This window comes from Mesorhizobium sp. M7A.F.Ca.US.006.01.1.1 (assembly GCF_003997935.1).
Taxonomy (GTDB): Bacteria; Pseudomonadota; Alphaproteobacteria; order Rhizobiales; family Rhizobiaceae; genus Mesorhizobium.
On the sequence record NZ_RZQL01000001.1, the window covers coordinates 34,145 to 57,319 of the forward strand.

The following is a 23,175-nucleotide window of genomic DNA, read 5'->3' on the forward strand; positions in this document are numbered from 1 at the left end:
CCGATGGCGCCGACTGACCTGAGCGCGAACGAGCCGCCTGTGGTGCTTTCCGCCCGCGGGCTGCGGCGTGACTTTGCCGGCTTCATAGCCGTCAAAAACGTCGACCTCGATGTCCGCCATGGCAACATCCATGCCCTGATCGGACCCAACGGCGCCGGCAAGACGACGGTTTTCAACCTGCTCACCAAGTTCCTGGCGCCGACCAGCGGCAGGATCGAGCTGCTCGGCCACGATATCACCCGAACGCCGCCGGCCAGGGTTGCGCGGATGGGTCTGGTGCGCTCGTTCCAGATATCGGCAATTTTTCCGCACCTCAGCGTGCTCGACAATGTCCGCGTCGCCCTGCAGCGGCCGGGCGGGCTCAGCGTTCAGTTCTGGCGCTCGCTGGCGGCGCTCGACCGGTTGACGCCGCGCGCCGAGGAACTGCTGCGCTCGGTCGGTCTCGACGACGCCAGAAACAGGCTCGCCGGCGATCTTTCCTATGGCAGGAAACGCGTGCTGGAGATCGCCACGACCCTGGCGCTCGATCCGAAAGTGCTGCTGCTGGACGAGCCGATGGCCGGCATGGGGCATGAGGACGTGGCCACGGTTTCCAGCCTCATCCGTTCGGTGGCCAGGGATCGCGCCGTGCTGATGGTCGAGCACAATCTGACTGTGGTGGCCGACCTTTGCGACTGGATAACGGTCATGCAACGCGGCGAGGTGCTGGCCGCCGGCGACTACGCCACCGTCAGCCGCGACGAGCGCGTCAAGATCGCCTATATGGGCACCGCCGATGACTAGTGCCGCACCTCTGCTTGCCGTCAGCGGCCTCAACGCCTGGTATGGCGAGAGCCATGCGCTGCACGGCGTCGATCTGGAGGTGTTTGCCGGCGAGACGGTCACGCTGCTCGGCCGCAACGGCGTCGGCAAGACGACGACGCTGCGCGCCATTATGGGACTGATCCGCAAGCGGACCGGCCGGATCGCCTTCGACGGCAAGGATCTGATGCGGCTGCCGCTGCACCGCACCGCCCATCAAGGCATCGGCTTCGTGCCGGAGGAGCGCGGCATCTTCGCAACGCTGACCGTCGACGAGAACCTGGTTCTGCCGCCGGTCGTCGCCGAAGGCGGCATGAGCGTCGAGGAGATATTCGATCTCTTCCCCAATCTGAAGGAGCGGCGCAACAGTCCCGGCACGAGGCTGTCGGGCGGCGAACAGCAGATGCTGGCGATCGCACGCATGCTGCGGACCGGCGTGAAGATGCTGCTTCTCGACGAGCCGACGGAGGGTCTCGCTCCCGTCATCGTGCAGCGCATCGGCGCGTTGCTGGCGACGTTGAAAAAACGCGGCATGACGATCCTGCTGGTCGAGCAGAATTTCCGCTTCGCCAGCCGTGTCGCCGATCGCTTCTATCTGATGGAGCACGGCAAGGTGGTGGCAGGGTTTCCGGTCGGCGAACTGCCGGACCGCATGACGCAGCTTCACGAAGTCCTGGGTGTATGATGGCGCCATGACGATGATCTTCGGAATCCCGGTTCAGGCCTTCCTCGGCCAGTTGCTGGTCGGGCTGATCAACGGCTCGTTCTACGCCATGCTGAGCCTCGGTCTGGCTGTCATATTCGGCTTGCTGCGCGTCATCAATTTTGCCCATGGCGCCCAGTATATGCTCGGCGCCTTCGTCGGTTACCTGCTTCTCACCCATCTCGGCATCGGCTACTGGCCCGCGCTGATCCTTGCGCCGCTGATCGTCGGTGTGTTCGGCATCGTGGTCGAGCGCCTGGCGCTGTCGAGGCTGTACGATCTCGATCCGCTCTACGGCCTGCTCTTCACCTTCGGCCTCGCGCTCGTCCTCGAAGGCATCTTCCGCTACTATTACGGCGTGTCGGGAAACCCCTACGCCGTGCCGCCATTGCTTGCCGGAGGCACCAATCTCGGCTTCATGTTCCTGCCCAACTATCGCGGCTGGGTGGTGATCGCCTCGCTGATCGTCTGCTTCGGGACCTGGGCGCTGATCGAGAAGACCAGGCTCGGTTCCTATCTGCGCGCGGCAACCGAGAATCCCCGTCTCGTCCAGGCTTTCGGCGTCAACGTGCCGTTGCTGCTGACCCTGACCTACGGCCTCGGCTCCGCGCTGGCCGGGCTTGCCGGAATTCTGGCAGCACCAATCTACCAGGTGAGCCCGCTGATGGGGTCGGATCTCATCATCGTCGTCTTCGCCGTCGTCGTGGTCGGCGGCATGGGATCGATCCTCGGCGCGATCGTCACCGGCTACATGCTTGGCCTTGCAGAGGGCCTGACCAAGGTCTTCTACCCCGAGGCCTCCAACCTCGTGGTCTTCGTCATCATGGCCATCGTGCTTCTGGTCCGGCCGGCCGGCCTGTTCGGAAGGGACGCCTGACATGTCGGAAGGGACATCTGACATGTCGGAACTGACGCTTCGCGAGGCATCGGGCAAAACCTCGGCACGGCTGGAATGGACGCTGGTCGGGCTCGGCATCCTGGCGCTGCTGGTGGCGCCTTTCCTGGTCTATCCGATCTTCCTGATGAAGATGCTGTGCTTCGCGCTGTTTGCCTGCGCGTTCAATCTCCTGCTTGGTTACACCGGGCTGCTGTCGTTCGGCCACGCAACCTTCTTTGGCGGCGCCGCCTACCTCACCGCGCATGCCGTCAAGGTCTGGGGCTGGCCGCCGGAAGCGGGCATCCTGCTCGGCATGGCGGGTGCGGCCCTGCTCGGCCTTGTCATGGGCTTTTTCGCCATTCGCCGGCAAGGCATCTATTTCGCCATGATCACGCTGGCGCTGTCGCAGATGTTCTTCTTCTTCTGCGTGCAGGCGCCGTTCACACAAGGCGAGGATGGCATCCAAGGCGTGCCGCGCGGCATGCTGCTTGGCGTCCTCGACCTGAACGTGTCGCTGAACATGTATTATTTCGTGCTGGCGGTTTTCCTGACCGGCGTCTTCGCCATCTGGCGCATCGTCAATTCACCGTTCGGGATGATCCTGCGCTCGATCCGGGAAAACGAGAACCGCGCCATTTCGCTGGGCTATTCCGTCGCCAACTACAAGCTGGGCGCTTTCGTCATGTCGGCGGCGCTGGCCGGGCTGGCCGGCTCGCTCAAGGCGATCGTCTTCCAGTTCGCCACGCTCACCGACGTCACCTGGCAGATGTCGGGCGAGGTGATCCTGATGACGCTTCTCGGCGGCATCGGCACGATGGTCGGGCCGATCATCGGCGCCAGCCTGGTCATCGGCCTGGAAAACACGCTTGCCACCTCCGGCTTTCCGGTGACCATCGCCACCGGCCTGATCTTCATGGTGTGCGTGCTGATCTTCCGGCGCGGCATTGTCGGCGAATTTTACGCGCGGTTTTTCAAGCGGGCGGGCAAGGACTGATCAGTTCAAGCTAGCGCCTGAATAGCTGACCGCTCGATTGCCCGATTGCGTTTAGCTGTGCCATGCAAGGAGCTCGGAATCCGGAGGCCGCACGCTAATGTTGGACAACTACGCGGTGGACGGGTTTGGCGTGATCCACCAGGTCGACTCCAAACCGATCAAATACGACAAGCAATACATTTCCTATTACGAGGACCTGAGTGACCGGACCATCAAGCTCGGATATCAGCGACTCGGCTGGGTGCTGGGAATCACCGGCGAGATTCCTCGTTCCGTGCTGGAAATCGGATATGGCACCGGCACATTCATCGAAGCCGCGAAAGTAACCGGGGTCGCCGACTGCGCCGGCTGCGACATAACCAGGTTTCCGCTGCCCAAGGGCGTGCGCTTCGTCGATTGGGATGAGGCGCTCGCCAGTTCGTGGGATCTCGTCGCCATGTTCGATGTGCTTGAGCATATCCCGGATCTGGGTTTCCTCGCCCGGCTTAAGACCCGCTACCTAGCCGTCGCCATCCCCTATTGCCGCTGGCGCGAACTCGGTGCCGACGGCGACGCGTGGTTCCGGACATGGCGTATGCGTCTTCCCGACGAGCACCTCCACCACTTCGACCGTGACTCGCTGGTGGCACTCCTCGCACACAGCGGCTTCGAATGCGTGACGCTGAACTGCTTCGAGGATGGGATCAGATTGCGGCCCGGTGAAGCGGGTCCGAATATTCTGTCCGGATTCTTCAGAAAGCTATAGACCTCCATCAAATCGATGCGACAGCTTGGGAGCTGGGGCAATCGCGACAATCGCCCGGTCGGTACGGGGGAGCACTGCTGTGGGCAAATCGTGATGCGCGCATTCTTTCGGTTGCTTGTCGTTGTGATCGTGGCGTCCGGCGTGACCGGTTGCACCAGTATTTCCTATTACGCGCAGTCCGTGCAGGGTCATCTGCGGATCATGACGGCGCGCCAGGATGTCGGAAAACTGATCGAGGATCCTTCGACGCCGAAGGCATTGCGCGCCCGAATGGCATCGGCGAGCGCCATAAGACAGTTCGCAACGGATGAACTGGCCCTGCCCGACAACAACAGCTATCGCAGCTATGTCGATATCGGTCGGGATTCGGTGACATGGGCCGTCTTCGCCGCGCCGGCATTCTCGCTGACGCCGCGGACATGGTGTTTTCCCGTTTTCGGCTGCGTTCCCTACCGGGGATATTTCTCCAGGAAGTCGGCGATTGAAACCGCTGTTGAACTTCAAAAACAGGGCATGGACGTCTATGTGACGGGCATCACCGCATATTCCACGCTTGGTTGGTCGAGTGACCCGCTGCTAAGCACGATGTTCGGCGAGGATAAAACCTATCTTGCAGCGCTGGTTTTCCATGAGCTGGCCCACCAGCGCGTCTACGTGCGCGACGATTCCGCATTCAACGAGGCGTTCGCTGTCGCCGTCGAAACGACCGGCGTGAGAAAATGGCTGCGTGCGGCTGGCGATACCGCCGCATTGCGCCGTTACGAAATCGCCCGGAGGCGCAAGGCTGAATTTCTTGTGCTGGTGTCGCAGACCCGGGAGGAGCTGGCGAAAGTCTATTCCGACGTCGGCACCTCGGAGCAAAAGCTGGCCGCAAAGACGGCCGCGATTGAACGGCTGCGGATGCGCTACCGACACATGCGCGACAGGCGCTGGGGCCGATATCGGGGATACGACGCCTGGTTCGCTTCCCCGATCAACAACGCAAAGCTTGCCGCGACTTCCGTCTATAGCGACCGGGTGACCGCGTTTCTGCGCCTGTTCGATCTGTGTTCGGGCGACTATGTCAGCTTCTATGCATCGGTCCGGCGGATTGGCGCTCTGGACCAAGCTCACCGTGCCGAAGCACTTGAGGCGGCAAATCGCTGTTATTGAGTCAGCCCGTAAGGCGCGCGCGAAACAACGTGCAGCCGTCCGTCAGGCGTGACCTGGAGATATCCCGGAATCCAGCCTCGGTCATCCACGCGCGATACTGACCTTCAGTGTACGATTCGCCATGGCGGTAGAGGTTCAGGAAGGTGAGATTCAAAAAGACGCCCTCTGGCGGACCGAGGCGGTCGTCATCGACGACACCCCACCCCGCAATTGCGATTTCGCCTCCCTGTGTGAGGCAACGCGCCGCGTTCAGGATCGAACTGCGCGCCTGGTCCGGCGGAAGCACCTGGACGACGGCCTTCAGGATCGCCAGATCGTGCCGACCGACCGATGGCGCGACGGTTATGTCCCCCTCTTCGACAACCACGTCATCGGCACCGTATTCCGACAGGATAGCTGGCGCGACCGCTGCGACCGTTGGGAGTTCCATCAGCGTCGCCGCAATGTGCGGCCACTGCTCACGAAGCCCGACCAGGATGGTCCCGGCGCCGCCGCCGATGTCGATCACCGAACCGACCGCCGAGAGGTCCATCGCCTGGGCCAGATGTCGGCCGAAAATCACCCCGCCTGGCGCGAGCATGCGGCTGAAGGCCGCCGCGGACTCAGGTCCCGCTTCGGAAAAATCGTGCTGCGCGGCCGGCCGGTTCTGTCGCAGCGAGTCCGCGGTCAAAAGGTCGGCTCCCCAGAGCTCGCGCAGGAGCGCATGGTCGCCGCCGCGATAGCTCGCCTTGGACGCGTCGAGGAATTCCGACGCTTCGGCTCCGTTGCGAAATTGACCGTCCTCGACTTCGAGAAGACCGATGCTGGCGAGCGCGTAGAGGAGCCGCGACAGACGATCGGGCTCGACTTTGAGCGCGGCCCCAAGGCTGTCGGCAGTCGCAGCATCGCCACCGAGCCGGGTGAAGATGCCAAGCTCCAATCCGGCGCGAAGCGCCAAGGCCGGGGGCACCGCTGCGATCAGCTTGTCGATCCGGTCAAAATCCACCATGTCACATCCCTCCGCGATCCGGGACCGACTTTTGAAACAGCTCCCATACGATTGGAACCTGCGTGCGGCGCGGCGCCGACCGAGAACTCCCAATGGCGGGGTTGAGATCGCTCGCGCGCCGTTCTACTCCGAGAACCTCACGCTCACGCCGCGCTGCCGAAAATAAGCCTGCATCAACTTGCGGCCCGAGCGGTTGTTCTGCGCCAGCTTGGCCGGATCGAACACCGCCTGTTTCATCCCCTCTCGCGTCAGCGCCGCCTTAAGCGCCGCGATATGTGTGTCGATGTCGGCATTGTCCGCCCGGAGCGAGGCATAGATGCTCTCGGTCGCCTCGGCCACGGTCAGTTCGCTCATTGGTGTCGTCCTTTGGTTGGTTGGGCGGCGCTTAGCACAGATTCGCGGTCCGACGATACCGAGACCGTCAGTACACAGCGCCCGTCGCGAAAGCGAACCGTTCCTTATGGGGCTTCGTAGAGTTCCAGCGGCAATCCATCCGGGTCCCTGAAAAAGGTAAACCGTTGGTCTGTATATGGGTCGATCCGGATTGGCTCAACGGCAACGCCTGCGGCTCTCAGGCGTATAATTACGGGATCAAGATCAGCCACCGCAAATGCCAGATGCCTCAGGCCTGTCGCCTCTGGATGGGATGGCCGCATCGCCGGTGCAGGGAAGGAGAACAATTCCAGTTGGACCGATCCGATCCGCAAATCCGCCTTCCATGACTGCCGCTCCTCCCGATAGACCTCCCGGATCAGATCGAGGCCGAGGAGTTCGACGTAGAACCGTCGCGACCGGTCGTAGTCGGTGCAGATGAGCGCGACGTGGTGAATGGCGTTCAGCATGCTGCTAACCCTGGTCAAGCTGGGATTTGAGGCCAAGACAAAGCCGGCGCTTCAAGCCTAGATCGTCGCGCGCTCATGCCACGGCTCTGATTTACCCCTAAGCCCTTCACCCATAACACCCGCGCTCAACCGCCAGCAGACGCACCAGCGCCAGCACGACATCGATGGTCCGCGTCGGCTTATCCACCAGCCGGCCGAGTTCCTGCACGGCGCTCACCAGCGCGTCGATTTCCATCGGCCGGCCGCGCTCGAGATCCTGCAGCATCGAGGTCTTGTGCTCGCCGACATCGCCTGCGCCCTTGATGCGCCGGTCGACCGTGATGGGAAAGCGTACGCCGAGGCTTTCGCCGATCGCCTGCGCCTCCAGCATCATGGTGCGGGCGAGTGTGCGGGTGCCCTCGTCGGCCACGATCGCGGCAAGCGTGCTGCCGGTCAGCGCCGAGATCGGATTGAACGAGAGATTGCCCCACAGCTTGACCCAGATTTCGCCGCGGATGTCGTCGCGCACCGGCGCCTGCAGGCCGGCCTTGACCATCTCTTCGGCCAGAAGCGTGATCCGTTCGCTGCGCTCGCCGGAGGGTTCGCCAAGCGAGAAGCGCTTGCCCTCGACATGGCGGATGAGGCCTGGCGCATCGACCTCGACCGCGGGATAGACGACCGAGCCGATGACGCGCTGCGGCCCGATCCGCTGCCAGATCGCGCCGCCGGGATCGACCGCGTTCAGCCTGGTGCCTTCGAGCGGCCCGCCGACGCCGTGGAAATACCACCACGGCACGCCGTTCTGCATGGTGACGACGGCGGTATGTTCTCCCAGCAGCGGCGCGATCTGGTCAAGGGCCGGGGTGAGGGAATGGGCCTTCAGCGCCAGCACCACATAATCCTGAGCGCCAAGCTCGTCGGCCCTGGCGGCGGCCCGGACGGGAACCGAAATTTCCTGGCCATCCTCGATCAGGCGAAGGCCATCTGCCTTGATCGCTTCCAGATGCGCACCGCGCGCGACGATCGAAAGATCGGTGCGGCCGACGATGGCAAGCTTGGCCGCGAGATAGCCGCCGATCGCACCGGCGCCGAAGATGGTGATCTTCATCGTCAAAGCCCGAGTTTGGCGGCGAGGCCGATGCGCTGCAATTTGCCCGTCGCGCCCTTGGGTATCTCGTCCAGGATCAGGATCTTGCGCGGCACCTTGAAGTCGGCAAGCCGCGTCGCGGCATAGGTGCGAATGTCGCCCTCGGTGGCGCTGATGCCTTCGCGCAGCACCACCGCCGCCGCCACCTCCTCGCCAAGCTTGTCATGCGGCATGGCGAAGGTGACGACCTGCGCCACCGCCGGATGGTCCATCAGCACGTCGTCGACCTCAAGCGGCGAGATCTTTTCGCCGCCGCGGTTGATGATCTCCTTCAGCCGACCGGTGACCCTGAGATAGCCGTCCTCGTCCAGCACGCCCTGGTCGCCGGTGTGGAACCAGCCATGCGCGAAAGCCGTGGCATTGGCATCCGGGTTCTTCTCGTAGCCCAAGGTGACGTTGGGCCCGCGAATGACGATCTCGCCGGTCTCGCCGGCTTTCAGCAGCCGCCCGTCGGGCGCCATGACAGCCACCTCCGGACCGGCGGAGGCCCCGACGCTGCCGGGCTTGCGCTGGCCCGGCGGCAGCCGGTTCGAGGCCATCTGGTGCGCGGCCTCGGTCATCCCGTAGGATTCAATCACCGGGCAGCTGAAGGTCGCCTCCAACTCAGCCATCACCTGCGCCGGCAGCGACGCCGAGGACGAGCGGATGAAGCGCAGACGCGCCGCCGCCAGCGTCTCGGTGTTGCGCGCTGCGCGCGGCAGGATCGCCTGATGCATGGTCGGCACCGCCGTGTACCAGCTTGGCTGCGCCTCGCTTAGCCACTGGAAGAAGCGCAGCGCGTTGAAGCCGGGCGTGCAATAGATGCTGCCGCCTGAAGCCAGCGACGACAGCACGGCCGCGATCAGGCCGTGGATGTGGAACAGCGGCATGATGTTGAGGCAACGATCATTGGCTGTCAGGCCAAGTGTGCCGCCGATATGGGCAGCCGAGGCCGCGATGTTGGCATGGCTGAGCGGCACCAGTTTTGGCCGCGATGTCGTGCCGGAGGTATGCAGCAGCAGCGCAATGTCGCCGTCTTGCGCCATGTCGGGTGATGCCGGCGGTCCGATCGCCGCGCCCTCGATCGCAAAACTGCCAGCGGGTGTGCCGGGCTGCACGACAAGCCGCAGCACGCCGATGCCGAGCCGCTCGGCCACCGTCACCGCAGGGCCGGTCTCGCCCTCCGCGACAAGGACCGCCTTGGCGCCGATGTCGGTCAGGTAGAAATCGAGCTCGTCGGCCCGGTAGGCTGGATTGAGCGGTGCCGTCGAGGCGACGGCCGCCACGGCGACGAAGGCGGTGGCCATCTCGGGCCCGTTCGGCAGCACGATCGCCACCCTGTCGCCCCGGCCGATGCCGCGCGCATGCAGCTGTTTTGCCGTGTCGGTGATCAGGCTGCGCAATCCGCCATGGCTGAGCGTCGTCCTGTCGGGTGCCAGGATGGCAGGTGCATCATCGGCGCCGGCGGCGAGACGGCGGGAGAGATCTGCGTGGGTTTCAGTTTGGGTCATGATCACCGGCTGGATTTCGAACGACTATTGGCGGCAGCCCCGCTGACGGGCTTGCCTCGATATGGATACGCCATTGGACAACGGATCGCCTCAGTAGCCAAGCGCCAAACCATCCTTGCGCGGATCGGAAGCGCCGGTCAGCGTCCCCTTCTCCCAGTCGATCAGCACCACCTGCCCGCCGCCCAGCGGGTGATGCGGTTCGGCGATGCGGTGGCCGCGCCGGCGCAGGCCCTCGATCGCCTCGCTGGTGACGCCACGCTCGGCCTCCACGGTGTCGTCATTGTAAAACACCCTGGGCGCATCCAGCGCCTGCTGCGGGTCCATGCCGAAGTCGATCATGTTGGTCAGCAGATGGACATGGCCGAACGGCTGGTAGCCGCCGCCCATGACGCCGAACGGCATCACCACGCGGCCGTTCTTCGTCGCCATGCCCGGCATGATCGTGTGCATCGGCCGCTTGCCCGGTGCGATCGCGTTCGGATGCGCCGGGTCGAGGCGGAAGCTGGAACCACGGTTCTGCAGCACGATACCGGTCTTCGGGCCGACGACGCCGCTACCGAACGAATAATAGGTCGAGTTGATGAAGGAGACCGCGTTGCGGTCGCGGTCGACGATGGAGATGTAGACCGTGTCGCTGCCGGGCAGCTCCACGCGCGGCAGATGCGTCATGGCGCGGTCGCGGTCGATCTCGGCGCGCAGCCGGTCGGCATAGGCGCCGGACAGGAGCTGCTTCACCGGCACCGGAACGTGGTCCTGGTCGCCGACATAGCGATCACGGTCGCGATAGGCCAGGCGCCCGGCCTCGATCTCCAGATGCAGGCGTTCGGCGCCATTGGGGTCGAGCCCGCCAAGCTCGAAGCCCGACAGCAAATTGAGCATCAAAAGTGCTGTCAGCCCCTGATTGTTCGGCGGCATCTGGTGGATTTCATGGCCGCCATAGGAGGTGCTGACCGGCGCCACATAATCGCCTCTGGTCGTGGCGAAATCCTCGGCCGAATGAAGTCCGCCCAATTCGTTGAGCCGGCTCACCATATCGTCGGCGACCGCGCCTTCGTAGAAACCGGACCGGCCGTGTTTGGCGATGATGCGCAAGGTCGCCGCCAGTTCCGGCTGCTGGTGGACGTCACCAGCCTTCGGCGCCTTGCCGCCGGGCAGGAAGATGCGCGCGGCATGCTCGTCGGCCGACAGGTCGGTTTCCGGCTCGGCCCAGTCGAAAGCGACGCGGTCGTGCACGACATAGCCGTTCTCGGCATAATGGATGGCCGGCGCCAGCGCCTCGGCAAGGCCCTTGCGGCCATGGTCTTCGAGCAGGCGGCTCCAGGCGTCGACGGCGCCCGGCACGGTGACCGCGTGCGGCCCCTGCAGCGGGATGCGGTCGAAGCCTTTTTCGCGGTACGAGTCGACCGTCGCCCTGGCAGGCGCGCGGCCGGAGCCGTTGAAGGCCAGCACATTGCCTTGCCCCCCGGGAGAATAGAGCACGAAGCAGTCGCCACCGATGCCGGTCGATTGCGGCTCGACCACGCCCTGCACGGCGGCGGCGCAGACGGCGGCATCCATGGCATTGCCGCCGGAGCGCAGCATCTCGATGGCGGCAAGGGTTGCAAGCGGATGCGACGTCGCGGCAACCGCCTCGGTGGCACGAACCGGCGAGCGGCCGGGAAACTGGAAATCACGCATTCTGTCTTTGTATCCCTTGGTCTGATGGATGCGACGCTGCCGCCATGGCGTAACAGGATACGGCAACGGATCGCTTCGGCTTCTCGACACTGCGCATTTTGCCAATTCTCCTCGTTACGCCAGACGCATATCAGGCTCGGACCCGATAAGGCGTTAGCCAGGTTTCCAGAGCGTTCAGTGCCGAGATGATCGTGAAATTGATGGTGAGATAGATCGCGCCCGCGGCCACGAAAACCTCTACGGCGCGATAGGTCTGCGAAATAAGCCCCTGGGCGATGCCCGTCACTTCCATCAGGGTGACGATCGATGCAAGTGACGTACCCTTTACCATGAGGATGATCTCGTTGCTGTAGCTCGGTATGGCCTGGCGCAGCGCCAAAGGCAGAACGACGAGACGCAGGGTCTGGAGCCGTGTCATGCCGAAGGCAGAGGCCGCCTCGACAAGGCCGCGCGGCACACCCTGTATCGCACCCCGCAGGATTTCGCTGCCGTAGGCCGCGGTATTGAGACTGAGCGCGATGATGGCGCACCAATAGGGCTCGCGAAACAGCCACCAGAGCCCAACTGCCTGAAGTGTGGGACGAAACTGGCCGAGGCCGTAATAGATGAGGAATATCTGGACGAGCAATGGCGTGCCGCGAAAGACGGCAACGAAGGAGCGTATGGGCCAGACCAGCATCCGATGGTTTCCCTGCTGCGCCAGTGCGAGCACCAGGGCCAAGGCAAAGCCTATTCCGATCGACAACCCCGCAAGTTGCAAGGTTAACGGCAAGCCGGAGAGAAGGGTGGGAATGATCTCTCCAAAGAAGGCGAAGTCGATCATGCGTGGACCATGCCTCGCCACGCCCGTGCCTCGCCGTAGCGAAAGACCGATCCCGTCACGGTAGCGATGAGGAAATACAGCGTCGCGGCTGCTATATAGAAGACGAAGGGCTCCCGCATCGATCCCGCGCCGATCTGAGATTGCCGCATCAATTCCACCAAGCCGATCACGGAGATCAAGGCTGAATCCTTGAGCACAAGCTGCCAGACATTTCCGAGGCCCGGCAGGGCGTGCCGCATCAGTTGAGGCACGATGACGAGACGCAGCGATTGGAACCGGGACAGGCCGAGCGCCTTGCTAGCCTCAAACTGGCCGAGATCGACGGCGAGATACGCTCCGCGATAGACCTCGGCTTGATAGGCGCCCGAAATGATGCCGATCGCCAGGACGCCGGTCGCAAATGTCGGCAGCCCGATGAAGCCTGCGCTGCCGAAGAATTTACCGATCTCAGTCAATGCTATGCTGCCGCCGTAGTAAAGCAGGTAGATCGTCAACAGATCGGGCACACCCCTGAACACCGTGCCATAGCCCTTGGCGGCCCATGACGGTAAAACTCTCGTGGAGAGCCGGCCTCCTGCTGCAACCGCGCCGAAGAGGGCGCCGAGCAGGAAGCCGAGGACTGACAGCGCAAATGTCACGCCAGCTGCCAGCAGCAAGGCTCCGCCCCAGCCGCCCTTGCCCACGGAAAGGATATGGAGTGTGTCCGTCATGTGAAACCTGATCGTTCAGCACGGCACCCGGCCGATCGGTTGATACCAACCGGCCGGACAGAATACACTTGTGGCTACTTGACCGGCGTCACGTCCGTTTTCACCCATTTTTCCGAGATGCGTTTAATGGTCCCGTCGGCAATGGCGGCGCTGATCGCGTCGTTCAGCATTTCTTTGAGCTTGGCGTCTTCCTTCCTGAGTCCCGCACCCGTTCCGGCGCCGAACAAGCCGCCGACAAAGCCCGGACCTGCAACCGTGAAGCCCGAGAATTCGGGTTTCACGAGCGTGGCGGCGAGCGCTGTCTTCTGAGCGAATATCGCATCGATGCGGCCCGCGGCCAGATCGAGATCGTGCTGCTCGGTCGTCTTGTACTCACGGATTTCCACCGTGTCGCCGAAGTATTTCTTGACGAATTCGAGCATGGCCGTGGCCGCCTGGACGCCGACCACCTTGCCCTTCAGCAGGGGCTTCAACTTTTCGACCGCGGCCTTGGTAGCAGCCTCATCGTCCAGTTTGAATTTCTCGGTCGAAGCGCCGAGCTTCCCCAGATCGCTATCCTTGGCGGCCGCGAACCCGCCCGGGTCGATCGCATAAGGCTGGGTGAAGTCGATGGTCTCAAGGCGTTTCGGCGTGATGAACATGCCGGCCATGATCACATCGAACTTGCCGACCTTCAGCGAAGGGATAAGTCCGTCCCAGTCCTGAGCGATGATGGTGCATTTGACCTTCATCCGCTCGCAAAGATTGTTGGCGAGTTCGATCTCCAGTCCGTCGAGCTTGCCGTCTGCGTTGGTGAAGTTCCACGGAGCGTAGGCGCCCTCCGTGGCGATGGTTATGGCCTTGGGCGCGTCCTCGGCCAATGCGGTGTGCATGAAGCCGAGCATGCTGAGTGCGGCCGCAACTGCGGCCAAACGACAAACTTTCATATGGTTCCCCTTTTTTGATAGGCTGATCGATCTGTTCCTACGCCCGGCCATTACCGGTTCGAGGCCATTCTTGTCCGGCCGGTGTTCGTCACCGGCTCGGACTCACGAACTCGGCCAGCATCGGTGCTGTGCTGAGAATATGATCCTGCATCACCTTTTCCGCGTGAAGTTCGTCACCTGAACGCAAAGCCGCGATTACGGCGGCATGCTCCTCGCGCGCGGAATGTGGCTTGTCACAGTCGTCGAACCAGATGCGCATGTAGGGCTCTATCACCACATGCAGCGCCGCTATCTGGTGGATAAGCTTGGGCCTCCGGCTTAGCGCACAGATACGGCCATGGAATTCCTGGTGGCGGACCACCCAGTCGCTGCTGCCGCTCTGGCCCGCGCGTTCCATGCGCTCGAGCAGGCGCTCGAGTTCCTCGAACTCCTCCTCATCGATCCGGGGCATCGCCAGCCTCACGGCCAGTCCCTCCAGAACCGAGCGAATTTCGAAAATCTCGTAAAGTTCATCGACCGTCAGGCCTGCGACCACGCATCCACGATTGGGCCGCAGAACCACCAGCCCGTCGGAGGCCAGGCGCCGAAAGGCTTCCCGCACCGGCATGCGACTCATGCCGATCTCGGCGGCAATCTCCTCCGGAATAAGCCTGTCGCCCGGTTTGTAGCGGCCGAGGCGAAGGGCTCGCTGAACGTGCCTGTACGCCTCTTCCTCCGCAGTGGCGGACATCTGTGGCTCTGCCGGAAAGGCTGATGGCATGGGGCACCTAAAAGTATTTTTGTATCCACGTATCATCAAATCCGTATTTTATTTCATCGTCAATGCCCGGTGACGACGTTCTGAAGCCGATACCGGTGCAGTGCACCGCCGGCACGATCGATTTCGGGCCGGGCGAGTCTTTGGGATGGTGCCGCCCTGGGCGTGGCAAATCAGACAGGCTGCGACTACAAATGGGGACGGGCTAAAGCGCGAAACTGGCGACGCCGCCAGAGCCGGCACGCTGGCGCGCGCCCATGTGCGGGGCTCGCGCGACAACGTGCTGCGCCTGCTGCAGGCCAAGTCGGATTATCGGAACTTTCTGGCCAAGGCGTCCTGAGGGCGAGGAGGCGAGGCCTGCCCGCCGACCGATCCTGACGACAAGCGCCCTTGAGCCTTCAGCCCTTGCGCTCCTGAAGGCTGTTGCCGCCGTCGACCACCAGCAGGGCGCCAATGACATAGCTGGCGCCTTCCGAGGCCAGGAACACTACTGCGGCGGCCACCTCATCCGGCCGCCCGGCCCGCGCCGGCGGCGTATTCAGGGCGGCTTGCCGCTCCATCTCGCTCGACGATCCCGTTTCGATCCAGCCGGGAGCCACGGCATTGGCCGTGATGCCGCTTTTCGCCACTTCGAGCGCCAGTGTCCGCGTGAAGCCGACCATGCCAGCCTTGGCGGCGGAATAGGCTGCCGTGCCTTCGAAAGACACCAGCGGTCCGGTGACCGAGGCCACATTGACGATGCGCCCATAGCCCGCTTCGACCATCGCCGGCAGAAACGCCTTCGTGACGAGGAATGCGGTCTTCAGGCTGACGTCGATCCCCTGGTCCCAGTCGGCCTCGGTCATAGCGAGAAACGACTTGTCGACCGATGGCGATGCCAGCGAGCCCATGCCGGCATTGTTGACCAGTATATCGACCGCTCCGACATCGGCCCGCAGCCGCGCGACATCGTCAGCGATGGTGAGATCGGCGATTGCGGCTTTGGCATCGATGCCTTCGGCACGGAGCTCAACGGCGCGATCGAGCACGCGCGCACTGGCACCGGTGAGAAAAACGGCGTGGCCAGCATAGCCGAGCTGCCGGGCAATGGCAAAGCCGATGCCGTCGGGAGCTCCGGCCCCGGTGATAAGTGCGCGCCTGATGCTGGTAGGAGACATGGTCAAATAAGGCTCCGCTGGTTGCCGCCTGTCCCGTGGATTCTGGCAGACGCGATCACTGCACCTACTCGATCAGGATCAGCCAGCAATCCCATTACCCAAGCAATGCGCAACCTTTTGGATTTGAGCAAGCGTGCCGCGCGTTGAGCCTAAAGCTCGATCCAGAACGTAAGTACCGGCAGGTCGCTTCCATCTCATCGTTGACGGATTTGCTGGTTCCAGGAATGGGCATGCCGTCGAATCCTTGCAGCCAAGCTCGGCATGCTCCAGCCAATACTGGGGCACCGAGCGTTCCTTTCCGCCCTAGGTAATGCGCCTGGGATAATCTGGTAGACGCTCTCGGTGCTACTGGTCGCCTTCCGGGTCAAATCATCATGACCTCACAGCGTGCGCATCCTTCGGCGGCGGTTCACGATCAGATCACGCTGACGCTGCAATTGTGTCCGCACGGCAAGGGATTGTCGGAGAGCGCGTCGCTCCGGATCACATTCGTAAGATGTAGCGGATTCGCTTTCGGATCGTCGACTTGCCGCAACCCAATATGGAGCGGAAAAATGTCGGTATGTGAAACAGAGCACTGGGTTCTCGACTGCGGCGGCGGTGGTTGCGCATTGTGGGAGGGCGCCGATGGCCAAGTCTTTTTCTGGAAATGCTACCCTCAGGTCGTGTCTGCGGACCAGGGTATTACGGCGCGGAGGAAATCTCCTGGCCAGGAGCGGCTATCAATGGAGGCCTCTGAAAAGACAACCCTGTGCTACCAGCACCTCGACAGGACCCAGATCGCCGAGGTCGTTCGTGAAGTCACCGGCCGATCTGTCACCCTGACCCAGATCGCGGATGAGGGCAAGAAAACGCTTTGCCAGACCGGCACCTTTGATGAATTGCTTCAGGCATGCGGACTCCGGCTCCAGGACTGAGCTGTAGCGAAGCATGACGCGGATCCTCCTCGCCTCGGAGACGCTTCACGCGGCCGATGATGCCTGGCTTCACCCGCTGCGTCGCCGGCCGCTTCATGCCCTTGGCAGCCGGGCGAGCAAATTGGGCAGGTGGTGGAAATAATTCCACCGCCTGCCTGCATGGTTGGCGAATTCCCTCGCCGCAAAGGTATCCTATTCGGTCGGCGTTGCGCTCTGTCGACTCGCTGTGGCCTGCAGGAAGCGCGCATTCGATCTGGCCCGGGCGAGATCGATCGCGCTTGCATCTGCGCCTATCCTCCAGCGCCACCATGCCTTGACGTGACTTTCCAATATTCTGGGGCCAGTCTACAATCAGCCGCTGCAAGGCGCAGCAGACGAGGTGACGGCGCGTACGCCCGACTAGGCGCGGCTATGGAGGAGATCGGACAGCGAGGCGAAAGGGGCTGGTAAGAGCGCTCGCCGGGCTAATTGCCTTGACTGGGTGGGCCGGAATCGCCATCCACTTCAACGCCCTCGTTAGCGGACCGATGTCATGGCCGCTCGCAGTCTGGACGCTGATCGGCTATTTCACCATCACGACGAACCTATTGGTCGCGATCGTGTTAACCGGCGTCGCTCTGGGCGTCGCCGCCTTTAAGTCCCCATCGCTCCTCGCCGGGACGCTGCTCAGCATTCTCCTGGTTGGGATCGTCTATGCGCTTCTGCTGCGAGGGCTGCGCGAACTGACCGCGGGCTCAGAACTTGCCAATATTCTGCTGCACCAAGCCACGCCTCTCATGGTGACAGCCTTCTGGCTCGTCTTTGTTGGCAAGGGTGTGCTTCGTTGGCGCGATCCGTTGCTCTGGGCGCTCTATCCGCTCGGCTATTTTCTCTATGCCTTGGCACGCGGAGCGGTCGACGGACACTATCCTTATCCCTTCATCAACGTCGCCGAGATTGGCTTGCCGCGGACGCGGGAAGACGCCGGTATGATTGCCGCGGCGTTTGTCCTCGCTGGCGAGGCTCTAATCTGGTTCGATCATTGGCTGGCGGCCAGAGCGAAAGCCTGAAGGTTCAAGATCCCCCGAGCGAAGCGGTGACGAAAAGGCCGCAGGATGTCGGCAAGCATCCGATTGAACGGAGCGCACATTTGAGCGTCAATCGGCAGCGCCGAGGTGCGTAGAAAAGCGTAGATTTTGGCGCGCCCGAAGAGATTCGAACTCCTGACCCCCAGATTCGTAGTCTGGTGCTCTATCCAGCTGAGCTACGGGCGCGCAACAGGCCATGTCTTCCATGACCCCGCGATCCGATCGTGAACGACCGGTCGCGACGAGACGTGTTCCCTAGCGACTGAATTTCCGAAAAGCAAGCCGATCCGGCAAAAGTTTTGTCACAAGTGCCTTGGCCGGCGATGATGGCCCGGATTCCGGCGCTTGGAAACGGTCGAGGCCGAGGCCGGTTCACTCCTCGGTAGGAAGAAGCATCTGCACAGAGGGCACGGGCATCGGGCAGACAGTGCTTAAAGGATCATGCCGGGCGGCGCAGGCCGTTGCGGGCCTGGTCGAGCCGGACCGGCTGGTCGGGGATGGTGACGGCGAATGTGGTGCGCCCGCCAATGCTCTCGACCAGTTCCACCGTGCCGCCATGCGCGCGGATCAGTTCGTGCGCGATCGCCAGGCCAAGGCCGGTGCCGCCGCTGCGGGCCGAGCCACGAAAGGCCGCGAACAGGTTTTCCCGCGCCTTGGGCGGCAGGCCGGGGCCGGTGTCGCTGACGGCGATGCGGCTGACGCTGCCCAGGCGCACGGCCGACACCGCCAGGCGGCGCACCAGGGCGCTTTCACTGTCGGCCGCCATCGCCTGCACGGAATTCCGGCACAGATTGGTGAGCACCCTGAACAACTGGTCGGAATCGGCATCGACCTCGAAGGCCGGCTCGACCGAATTGACGAACTCGATGCCTTGCTCGATGTCGAGCAGGCCGTGCACGTCCTCGACCAGCTGCCGCAGCCTCAAGCGTCGGCGCGCCGGCGGCGGCTCCTGCGTGCGGCCGTAGTGAAGCACGCCTTCGGAATAGGACACGGCGCGGTCGAGCGCGCGCAGCAATTTCGGCGCGAAGGCCTGCACCGTCGGATCCTTGACCTGGCGCAGGCGGTCCGACATCAGCTGCGCCGAGGCCAGGATGTTGCGCATGTCATGGTTGATCTTGGAGACCGCGAGGCCGAGGTCGGCAAGATGCTTCTGCTCGGAGAGCATTTTTTGCAGCCGCTCCTGCATCTGCGACAGCTCGCGCTCGGCAACGCCGATCTCGTCGGCGCGGGCAGCCGGATGGATGATGCGCCCGGGATCGTCGGGCGCCTCGGAGAAGGACAGCATCGAGCGCGTCATCGTCCGGATCGGCCCGATCATGATCAGGTCGATGGCGGCATAGACCAGCATGGCGGTGAACAGCGAGATCAGCAGCGAGACGAAGGCGACGTTGCGCGAGTAGCGCAGCATCGCATTGCGCAGGCTGTTGTCCGGCATGATCAGTTCGAACTCCTTGTCGGAGTCGCCGACTGGACCGAAGACGCGCAGCATCCGGTCGCCGCCGAAAAACAGCGTGTCGAGCGCACCGGTCATGCCCTTGATCATGCCGATCGAGGCGATATCGATGTGCTCGTCGACCTTCGGCGGCATTTCGGCCACCACCAGCAGCCGCGAGACGCCGCCGTCGCGCACCGCGATCGCCTTGGCGCCGATCGCCATCAGCACGTCGTTCTGGGCCGTGCGCGACAGCGAGGTGGATTCACCTTGCACCAGCACGATCGACACCGCCGCCGCCGTGCTCAGCCGCTCCTTCAGCCAGTTCAGCCGGTAGCTCGCGATCCAGGGCAGGAAGATCAGCACTTCGGCCAACAGCACGAAGACGATGGTCAGCAGCAGCAGCTTGGTCGACAGCCCGCGCGACAGCGGAACCGTGCGCACGCTGGCCGGCGCCTCGGTGGACGCCGCCGTGCCGATCCCTTCCTGTGCCTGTATGGTTTCGCTCATGCGGCTAATGTCTTCACGATCACTTGATCAACGCAGATTAGGCGATTACGGCTTTTTTGCCAATTTCATCCTTGGTCGCAAACATAAACCGGCCTGAACGGAGCCGGATTGCGCCCGACGACTCCGGATTGACTTCCAAAAGCCTTCTTTCTATAAGCCCGCACACGCTCGGGCCATTCGTCCCGGCGCGGTTTCGATCGCGCCAAAGCCGGCCCGGCAAAGCTCCTGTTACACAGTGACAGAATCAAGAAGGGCCGCACCCCGCGGTATTAAAACAAATGAAGCGTACCTACCAACCGTCTAAACTCGTCCGCAAACGTCGGCACGGCTTTCGTGCCCGCATGGCCACCAAGGGTGGTCGCGGCGTCGTCGCAGCTCGCCGCAACCGCGGTCGCAAGCGGCTCAGCGCCTGAACGGAAGACGAGATCGTTGCCCGCAACCGGCAAGCCAGTGGGACTAAATCCCAAGCGGCTTCTGAAGCGCGCGGAATTCCTGGCCGTCCGTCGTGGTGAAAAGCGACGCGGGCGGCTTTTTCTCGTTGAAGTTCTCGACCGCGGCGACGGCCTGTCGCCGCGCGTCGGCTACACCGTCACCAAGAAGGTCGGCAATGCGGTTGTCCGCAACCGTGTCCGGCGGCGGTTGCGAGAAGCCGTCCGTACGCATGCGGCAAGTGACATGGTGCCTGGCAATGACTATGTCATCGTCGGGCGCGAAGACGTGCTTACCACTCCGTTCGGCCAGTTGAAGGCCGAACTCTCCCGCCGACTGCGCGGAACACGATAGGCCAAGGGCTTTCGATGGAAAACAACCGGAACTTCTTCATCACCATCGCGCTGTCGGTGCTGATCCTGGCGGTATGGCAATATTTTTACGTGTTGCCGCGCAGCGAAGCGCAACGCGAGGCCGCCCGCGTCGAACAGCAGCGCGTCGAGGAGCAGAAGAAGGCCGCCGGCACCAATCCCGGTACCGACACCGGAACGCCCGCCGCCCCTGGCGCCATTCCCAACGCACCGGGAACAGACGCCGTGACGCCGGCCGGCCGCGAACAGGCACTCGCCACGACGACCCGCGCCAGGATCGACACGCCGAGCCTCGAGGGTTCGATCAACCTGACCGGCGCCCGTCTCGACGACCTCAAGCTCAAGCACTACACCGAGACGGTCGACAAGAATTCGCCCGAGATCAGCCTGCTCAACCCGGCGGCACTGCCCAATGGCTACTATGCCGAGATCGGCTTCGTCGGCAACGACAAGACCGGCGCGGTGCCCGGTCCCGAGACTGTGTGGGCCGTCGACGGCAATGCGACGCTGACGCCGACGACCCCGGTCACGCTGACCTATTCGAACGACAAGGGCCTTACCTTCAAGCGCACCTTTTCCGTCGACACCAACTACATGTTCACGGTGTCCGACACGGTGCAGAATGCGGGCACGGCCGCCGTCTCGTTGTCCAATTACGGCCGCGTCACCCGCTTCGACAAGCCGCTCGTTGCCAGCACCTATGTGCTGCACGAGGGCCTGATCGGCTTCACCGGGACCGAAGGCCTGCAGGAGCACAAATACGCGTCCATCGAGAAGGACAAGCAGTTCACGCCGGGCAAGTCGACCGACGGATGGCTCGGCATCACCGACAAATACTGGGCGGTGACGCTGGTGCCGACCGAGAAGCAGCCGTTCCAGCCGCGCTACGCCTATTTCGAGGACGGCCGCCATCGCTACCAGTCCGATTTCCTCACCGACCCGATCACCGTCGATGCCGGTCAGTCGGCGACGGTTGAGAGCGAAATCTTCGCCGGCGCCAAGGAAGTCGGCAAGATCAACGCCTATGCGGAAGATCGTCATATCAAGCGGTTCGACCTCCTGATCGACTGGGGCTGGTTCCACTTCATCACCAAGCCGATGTTCTGGCTGATCGACACGCTCTACAAATTCTTCGGCAATTTCGGCCTAGCCATCCTTGCCACCACCGTCATCGTCAAGGCCATCTTCTACCCGCTCGCCAACAAGTCCTACGCGTCGATGGCGAACATGAAGAAGGTACAGCCGAAGATGCTCGAGATCCGCGAGAAATACGCGGACGACAAGATGAAGCAGCAGCAGGCGATGATGGAGCTGTACAAAACCGAGAAGATCAACCCGCTTGCCGGCTGCTGGCCGGTGGCGCTGCAGATCCCGGTCTTCTTCTCGCTCTACAAGGTGCTCTACATCACCATCGAGATGCGGCACGCGCCGTTCTTCGGCTGGATCCAGGATCTGGCCGCGCCCGATCCGACGTCGCTGTTCAACCTCTTCGGCCTGATCCCGGTCACCCTGCCGCACATGCTGATGATCGGCGTCTGGCCGCTGATCATGGGCGTCACCATGTTCCTGCAGATGCGCATGAACCCGACGCCGCCGGATCCGACGCAGGCGGCGATCTTCACCTGGATGCCTGTCATCTTCACCTTCATGATGGCGGGGTTCCCGGCCGGCCTGGTCATCTACTGGGCCTGGAACAACACGCTGTCGATCCTCCAGCAGGGCATCATCATGAAGCGCCAGGGCGCCAAGATCGAGCTGTGGGACAATCTGGTCGCGCTGTTCCGAAAGAAACCGTCGCCGGCCGAATAGAAGACGCAGCGCTTTCTCCAGCCTTCAAAGCCCCGCCTCGCGCGGGGCTTTTCGTTTAAGCAGCTCCGGCATCACGTTCCCGTGATCGGCGAAACTTGCGCCCGTCGGCGGCGTGACTGCCTGTGCGTTTCCAAAGGCTATCAATTCCGATCAGCCCTCACCCGGAGGAAGACCACATGCGTTTGCCGTCATTCAGGACCATCGCCCTTTCCGCGCTCGTCGCCGGCGTGGCGATTGCCGCGCCCGCCTATGCCAAGAACCCGAATGTCGGCGGCGCGCCGATGTACACAACCAAGAACATCGTTGAGAACGCCGTCAACTCGAAGGACCACACGACGCTGGTCGCCGCGGTCAAGGCCGCCGGCCTGGTCGACACGCTGCAGGGCTCTGGCCCGTTCACCGTCTTTGCGCCGACCAACGCAGCGTTTGCGAAATTGCCCAAGGGCGCCGTCGACACGCTGCTGAAGCCGGAGAACAAGGGCAAGCTCACCAAGGTGCTGACCGCGCATGTCGTGGCCGGCAAGATTTCGGGCGCCGAGATGATGAAGAAGGCCAAGGCGATGGGCGGCAAGTACGAGATGAAGACCGTCTCCGGTGACACGCTGACCGCCGAAGTCAAGAAGGGCAAGCTCTACATCATGGATGAGTCAGGCGGCGAGGCGCGAGTGACGATCGCCGACGTCAACCAGTCGAACGGCGTCATCCACGTCGTCAACAAGGTGTTGTTGCCGAAGTAACGGCTTTCGGCAAAGGGGATCAAGGCAGGTCCGTTGGGGCTTTCTCGGGCCTGCCGCCCCGCCTCACATGAGGTGCCATGTTTCCTGGGAAGTCGTATCGGCATCGGCCGGGGTCCTGTAGTCCCTCACAGGGCC

The 23,175-nt window shown here is 63.0% G+C and carries 25 protein-coding genes and 1 tRNA gene; 13 read left to right on the forward strand and 13 right to left on the reverse strand.

The genetic code is table 11. The features are described from left to right. The first annotated feature begins 3 nt into the window (after positions 1–3). From EN943_RS00170 to EN943_RS00195, 6 genes are all read left to right on the forward strand, one after another. On the forward strand, positions 4–783 hold the full coding sequence (locus EN943_RS00170) for an ABC transporter ATP-binding protein (RefSeq protein WP_127411014.1): 780 nt from the start codon (positions 4–6) through the stop codon (positions 781–783). Continuing rightward, positions 776–1,486 (forward strand): ABC transporter ATP-binding protein, encoded by a 711-nt coding sequence (locus EN943_RS00175; RefSeq protein WP_127411015.1) that lies wholly within the window; start codon positions 776–778, stop codon positions 1,484–1,486. The genes EN943_RS00170 and EN943_RS00175 overlap by 8 nt, the downstream gene beginning before the upstream one ends. A gap of 7 nt (positions 1,487–1,493) precedes the next feature. Beyond that, on the forward strand, positions 1,494–2,381 hold the full coding sequence (locus EN943_RS00180) for a branched-chain amino acid ABC transporter permease (RefSeq protein ID WP_127411016.1): 888 nt from the start codon (positions 1,494–1,496) through the stop codon (positions 2,379–2,381). Positions 2,382–2,403: 22 nt separating this feature from the next. After that, positions 2,404–3,375, forward strand: coding sequence for a branched-chain amino acid ABC transporter permease (locus EN943_RS00185; RefSeq protein ID WP_127411017.1), 972 nt, complete (start codon positions 2,404–2,406; stop codon positions 3,373–3,375). Positions 3,376–3,472: 97 nt separating this feature from the next. After that, a complete protein-coding gene (locus tag EN943_RS00190) occupies positions 3,473–4,120 on the forward strand; it encodes a class I SAM-dependent methyltransferase (RefSeq protein WP_127411018.1) in 648 nt (215 codons plus the stop codon). A 93-nt stretch (positions 4,121–4,213) separates the two neighbouring features. Continuing rightward, entirely contained in the window at positions 4,214–5,272 is a 1,059-nt protein-coding gene (locus tag EN943_RS00195) for an aminopeptidase (protein ID WP_127411019.1), read from the forward strand. Position 5,273: 1 nt separating this feature from the next. On the opposite strand, the gene EN943_RS00200 is transcribed toward EN943_RS00195, so the two are convergent. The 10 genes from EN943_RS00200 to EN943_RS00245 all read right to left on the reverse strand — a co-directional run bounded on the left by EN943_RS00200 (position 5,274) and on the right by EN943_RS00245 (position 14,584). Then, positions 5,274–6,260, reverse strand: a complete 987-nt coding sequence (locus tag EN943_RS00200; RefSeq protein ID WP_127411020.1) for a methyltransferase — start codon at positions 6,258–6,260, stop codon at positions 5,274–5,276. Positions 6,261–6,383: 123 nt separating this feature from the next. Beyond that, positions 6,384–6,614 (reverse strand): hypothetical protein, encoded by a 231-nt coding sequence (locus EN943_RS00205; protein ID WP_127411021.1) that lies wholly within the window; start codon positions 6,612–6,614, stop codon positions 6,384–6,386. A gap of 104 nt (positions 6,615–6,718) precedes the next feature. Further along, complete coding sequence (locus EN943_RS00210) at positions 6,719–7,102, reverse strand: VOC family protein (RefSeq protein WP_127411022.1); 384 nt, start codon at positions 7,100–7,102, stop codon at positions 6,719–6,721. Positions 7,103–7,208: 106 nt separating this feature from the next. Continuing rightward, a complete protein-coding gene (locus tag EN943_RS00215; RefSeq protein WP_127411023.1) occupies positions 7,209–8,189 on the reverse strand; it encodes a 2-dehydropantoate 2-reductase in 981 nt (326 codons plus the stop codon). A 2-nt stretch (positions 8,190–8,191) separates the two neighbouring features. After that, entirely contained in the window at positions 8,192–9,718 is a 1,527-nt protein-coding gene (locus EN943_RS00220; RefSeq protein ID WP_127411024.1) for an acyl--CoA ligase, read from the reverse strand. Between the two features lie 90 nt (positions 9,719–9,808). Further along, positions 9,809–11,395: a gamma-glutamyltransferase gene (ggt, locus tag EN943_RS00225; RefSeq protein WP_127411025.1), complete on the reverse strand. Its 1,587-nt coding sequence runs from the start codon at positions 11,393–11,395 to the stop codon at positions 9,809–9,811. 130 nt (positions 11,396–11,525) lie between these two features. Next, complete coding sequence (locus tag EN943_RS00230; RefSeq protein WP_027040133.1) at positions 11,526–12,218, reverse strand: ABC transporter permease; 693 nt, start codon at positions 12,216–12,218, stop codon at positions 11,526–11,528. Then, complete coding sequence (locus EN943_RS00235) at positions 12,215–12,928, reverse strand: ABC transporter permease subunit (RefSeq protein ID WP_127411026.1); 714 nt, start codon at positions 12,926–12,928, stop codon at positions 12,215–12,217. Before EN943_RS00235 ends, EN943_RS00230 begins: the two co-directional genes overlap by 4 nt. Before the next feature lie 74 nt (positions 12,929–13,002). Beyond that, the gene (locus EN943_RS00240; RefSeq protein WP_127411027.1) at positions 13,003–13,854 is read right to left on the reverse strand and encodes a transporter substrate-binding domain-containing protein; all 852 of its coding nucleotides are present in this window, start codon (positions 13,852–13,854) and stop codon (positions 13,003–13,005) included. A gap of 88 nt (positions 13,855–13,942) precedes the next feature. Next, the gene (locus EN943_RS00245) at positions 13,943–14,584 is read right to left on the reverse strand and encodes a GntR family transcriptional regulator (protein ID WP_245475545.1); all 642 of its coding nucleotides are present in this window, start codon (positions 14,582–14,584) and stop codon (positions 13,943–13,945) included. 175 nt (positions 14,585–14,759) lie between these two features. Here EN943_RS00245 and EN943_RS38150 point away from each other — a divergent pair, with 175 nt between their 5' ends. Continuing rightward, positions 14,760–14,951 (forward strand): hypothetical protein, encoded by a 192-nt coding sequence (locus EN943_RS38150; protein ID WP_245475546.1) that lies wholly within the window; start codon positions 14,760–14,762, stop codon positions 14,949–14,951. Between the two features lie 58 nt (positions 14,952–15,009). Here EN943_RS38150 and EN943_RS00255 read toward each other — a convergent pair whose 3' ends face one another. Then, a complete protein-coding gene (locus EN943_RS00255; RefSeq protein WP_127411072.1) occupies positions 15,010–15,768 on the reverse strand; it encodes an SDR family NAD(P)-dependent oxidoreductase in 759 nt (252 codons plus the stop codon). 554 nt (positions 15,769–16,322) lie between these two features. Between EN943_RS00255 and EN943_RS37505 the strand changes: the two genes are divergently transcribed. Further along, complete coding sequence (locus EN943_RS37505) at positions 16,323–16,685, forward strand: hypothetical protein (RefSeq protein WP_164778012.1); 363 nt, start codon at positions 16,323–16,325, stop codon at positions 16,683–16,685. Between the two features lie 473 nt (positions 16,686–17,158). Further along, positions 17,159–17,734, forward strand: coding sequence for a Pr6Pr family membrane protein (locus EN943_RS00265; protein WP_127411029.1), 576 nt, complete (start codon positions 17,159–17,161; stop codon positions 17,732–17,734). 127 nt (positions 17,735–17,861) lie between these two features. On the opposite strand, the gene EN943_RS00270 is transcribed toward EN943_RS00265, so the two are convergent. Both EN943_RS00270 and EN943_RS00275 read right to left on the reverse strand, forming a co-directional pair. Then, positions 17,862–17,938: transfer RNA gene (locus tag EN943_RS00270), tRNA-Arg, on the reverse strand. Positions 17,939–18,191: 253 nt separating this feature from the next. Then, positions 18,192–19,694, reverse strand: a complete 1,503-nt coding sequence (locus EN943_RS00275) for a HAMP domain-containing sensor histidine kinase (RefSeq protein WP_127411030.1) — start codon at positions 19,692–19,694, stop codon at positions 18,192–18,194. Positions 19,695–19,972: 278 nt separating this feature from the next. Here EN943_RS00275 and rpmH point away from each other — a divergent pair, with 278 nt between their 5' ends. From rpmH to EN943_RS00300, 4 genes are all read left to right on the forward strand, one after another. Further along, positions 19,973–20,107 carry a 50S ribosomal protein L34 gene (gene rpmH, locus EN943_RS00285; RefSeq protein WP_008833937.1) on the forward strand — a complete coding sequence of 45 codons (135 nt, stop codon included), beginning with the start codon at positions 19,973–19,975 and terminating at the stop codon, positions 20,105–20,107. A gap of 16 nt (positions 20,108–20,123) precedes the next feature. Then, positions 20,124–20,477: a ribonuclease P protein component gene (gene rnpA / locus EN943_RS00290; protein WP_127411031.1), complete on the forward strand. Its 354-nt coding sequence runs from the start codon at positions 20,124–20,126 to the stop codon at positions 20,475–20,477. 14 nt (positions 20,478–20,491) lie between these two features. Further along, on the forward strand, positions 20,492–22,303 hold the full coding sequence (gene yidC / locus EN943_RS00295; protein ID WP_127294616.1) for a membrane protein insertase YidC: 1,812 nt from the start codon (positions 20,492–20,494) through the stop codon (positions 22,301–22,303). Between the two features lie 176 nt (positions 22,304–22,479). Beyond that, complete coding sequence (locus tag EN943_RS00300) at positions 22,480–23,040, forward strand: fasciclin domain-containing protein (RefSeq protein WP_127411032.1); 561 nt, start codon at positions 22,480–22,482, stop codon at positions 23,038–23,040. Positions 23,041–23,175 lie beyond the last annotated feature (135 nt).

Excerpts from the sequence above, each read along its gene's own strand:
- EN943_RS00215 (WP_127411023.1), bottom strand. The coding sequence starts at position 8,189 with ATGAAGATCACCATCTTCGGCGCCGGTGCGATCGGCGGCTATCTCGCG.
- EN943_RS00205 (WP_127411021.1), bottom strand. The coding sequence starts at position 6,614 with ATGAGCGAACTGACCGTGGCCGAGGCGACCGAGAGCATCTATGCCTCG.
- rpmH (WP_008833937.1), top strand. The coding sequence starts at position 19,973 with ATGAAGCGTACCTACCAACCGTCTAAACTCGTCCGCAAACGTCGGCAC.
- yidC (WP_127294616.1), top strand. The coding sequence starts at position 20,492 with ATGGAAAACAACCGGAACTTCTTCATCACCATCGCGCTGTCGGTGCTG.
- EN943_RS00175 (WP_127411015.1), top strand. The coding sequence starts at position 776 with ATGACTAGTGCCGCACCTCTGCTTGCCGTCAGCGGCCTCAACGCCTGG.
- EN943_RS00200 (WP_127411020.1), bottom strand. The coding sequence starts at position 6,260 with ATGGTGGATTTTGACCGGATCGACAAGCTGATCGCAGCGGTGCCCCCG.
- EN943_RS37505 (WP_164778012.1), top strand. The coding sequence starts at position 16,323 with ATGTCGGTATGTGAAACAGAGCACTGGGTTCTCGACTGCGGCGGCGGT.
- EN943_RS00245 (WP_245475545.1), bottom strand. The coding sequence starts at position 14,584 with ATGTCCGCCACTGCGGAGGAAGAGGCGTACAGGCACGTTCAGCGAGCC.
- ggt (WP_127411025.1), bottom strand. The coding sequence starts at position 11,395 with ATGCGTGATTTCCAGTTTCCCGGCCGCTCGCCGGTTCGTGCCACCGAG.
- EN943_RS00300 (WP_127411032.1), top strand. The coding sequence starts at position 22,480 with ATGCGTTTGCCGTCATTCAGGACCATCGCCCTTTCCGCGCTCGTCGCC.
- EN943_RS00235 (WP_127411026.1), bottom strand. The coding sequence starts at position 12,928 with ATGACGGACACACTCCATATCCTTTCCGTGGGCAAGGGCGGCTGGGGC.
- EN943_RS00255 (WP_127411072.1), bottom strand. The coding sequence starts at position 15,768 with ATGTCTCCTACCAGCATCAGGCGCGCACTTATCACCGGGGCCGGAGCT.
- EN943_RS00220 (WP_127411024.1), bottom strand. The coding sequence starts at position 9,718 with ATGACCCAAACTGAAACCCACGCAGATCTCTCCCGCCGTCTCGCCGCC.
- EN943_RS00195 (WP_127411019.1), top strand. The coding sequence starts at position 4,214 with ATGCGCGCATTCTTTCGGTTGCTTGTCGTTGTGATCGTGGCGTCCGGC.
- EN943_RS00190 (WP_127411018.1), top strand. The coding sequence starts at position 3,473 with ATGTTGGACAACTACGCGGTGGACGGGTTTGGCGTGATCCACCAGGTC.
- EN943_RS00275 (WP_127411030.1), bottom strand. The coding sequence starts at position 19,694 with ATGAGCGAAACCATACAGGCACAGGAAGGGATCGGCACGGCGGCGTCC.
- EN943_RS00240 (WP_127411027.1), bottom strand. The coding sequence starts at position 13,854 with ATGAAAGTTTGTCGTTTGGCCGCAGTTGCGGCCGCACTCAGCATGCTC.
- EN943_RS00170 (WP_127411014.1), top strand. The coding sequence starts at position 4 with ATGGCGCCGACTGACCTGAGCGCGAACGAGCCGCCTGTGGTGCTTTCC.
- EN943_RS00185 (WP_127411017.1), top strand. The coding sequence starts at position 2,404 with ATGTCGGAACTGACGCTTCGCGAGGCATCGGGCAAAACCTCGGCACGG.
- EN943_RS00210 (WP_127411022.1), bottom strand. The coding sequence starts at position 7,102 with ATGCTGAACGCCATTCACCACGTCGCGCTCATCTGCACCGACTACGAC.
- EN943_RS38150 (WP_245475546.1), top strand. The coding sequence starts at position 14,760 with ATGGTGCCGCCCTGGGCGTGGCAAATCAGACAGGCTGCGACTACAAAT.
- EN943_RS00180 (WP_127411016.1), top strand. The coding sequence starts at position 1,494 with ATGACGATGATCTTCGGAATCCCGGTTCAGGCCTTCCTCGGCCAGTTG.
- EN943_RS00230 (WP_027040133.1), bottom strand. The coding sequence starts at position 12,218 with ATGATCGACTTCGCCTTCTTTGGAGAGATCATTCCCACCCTTCTCTCC.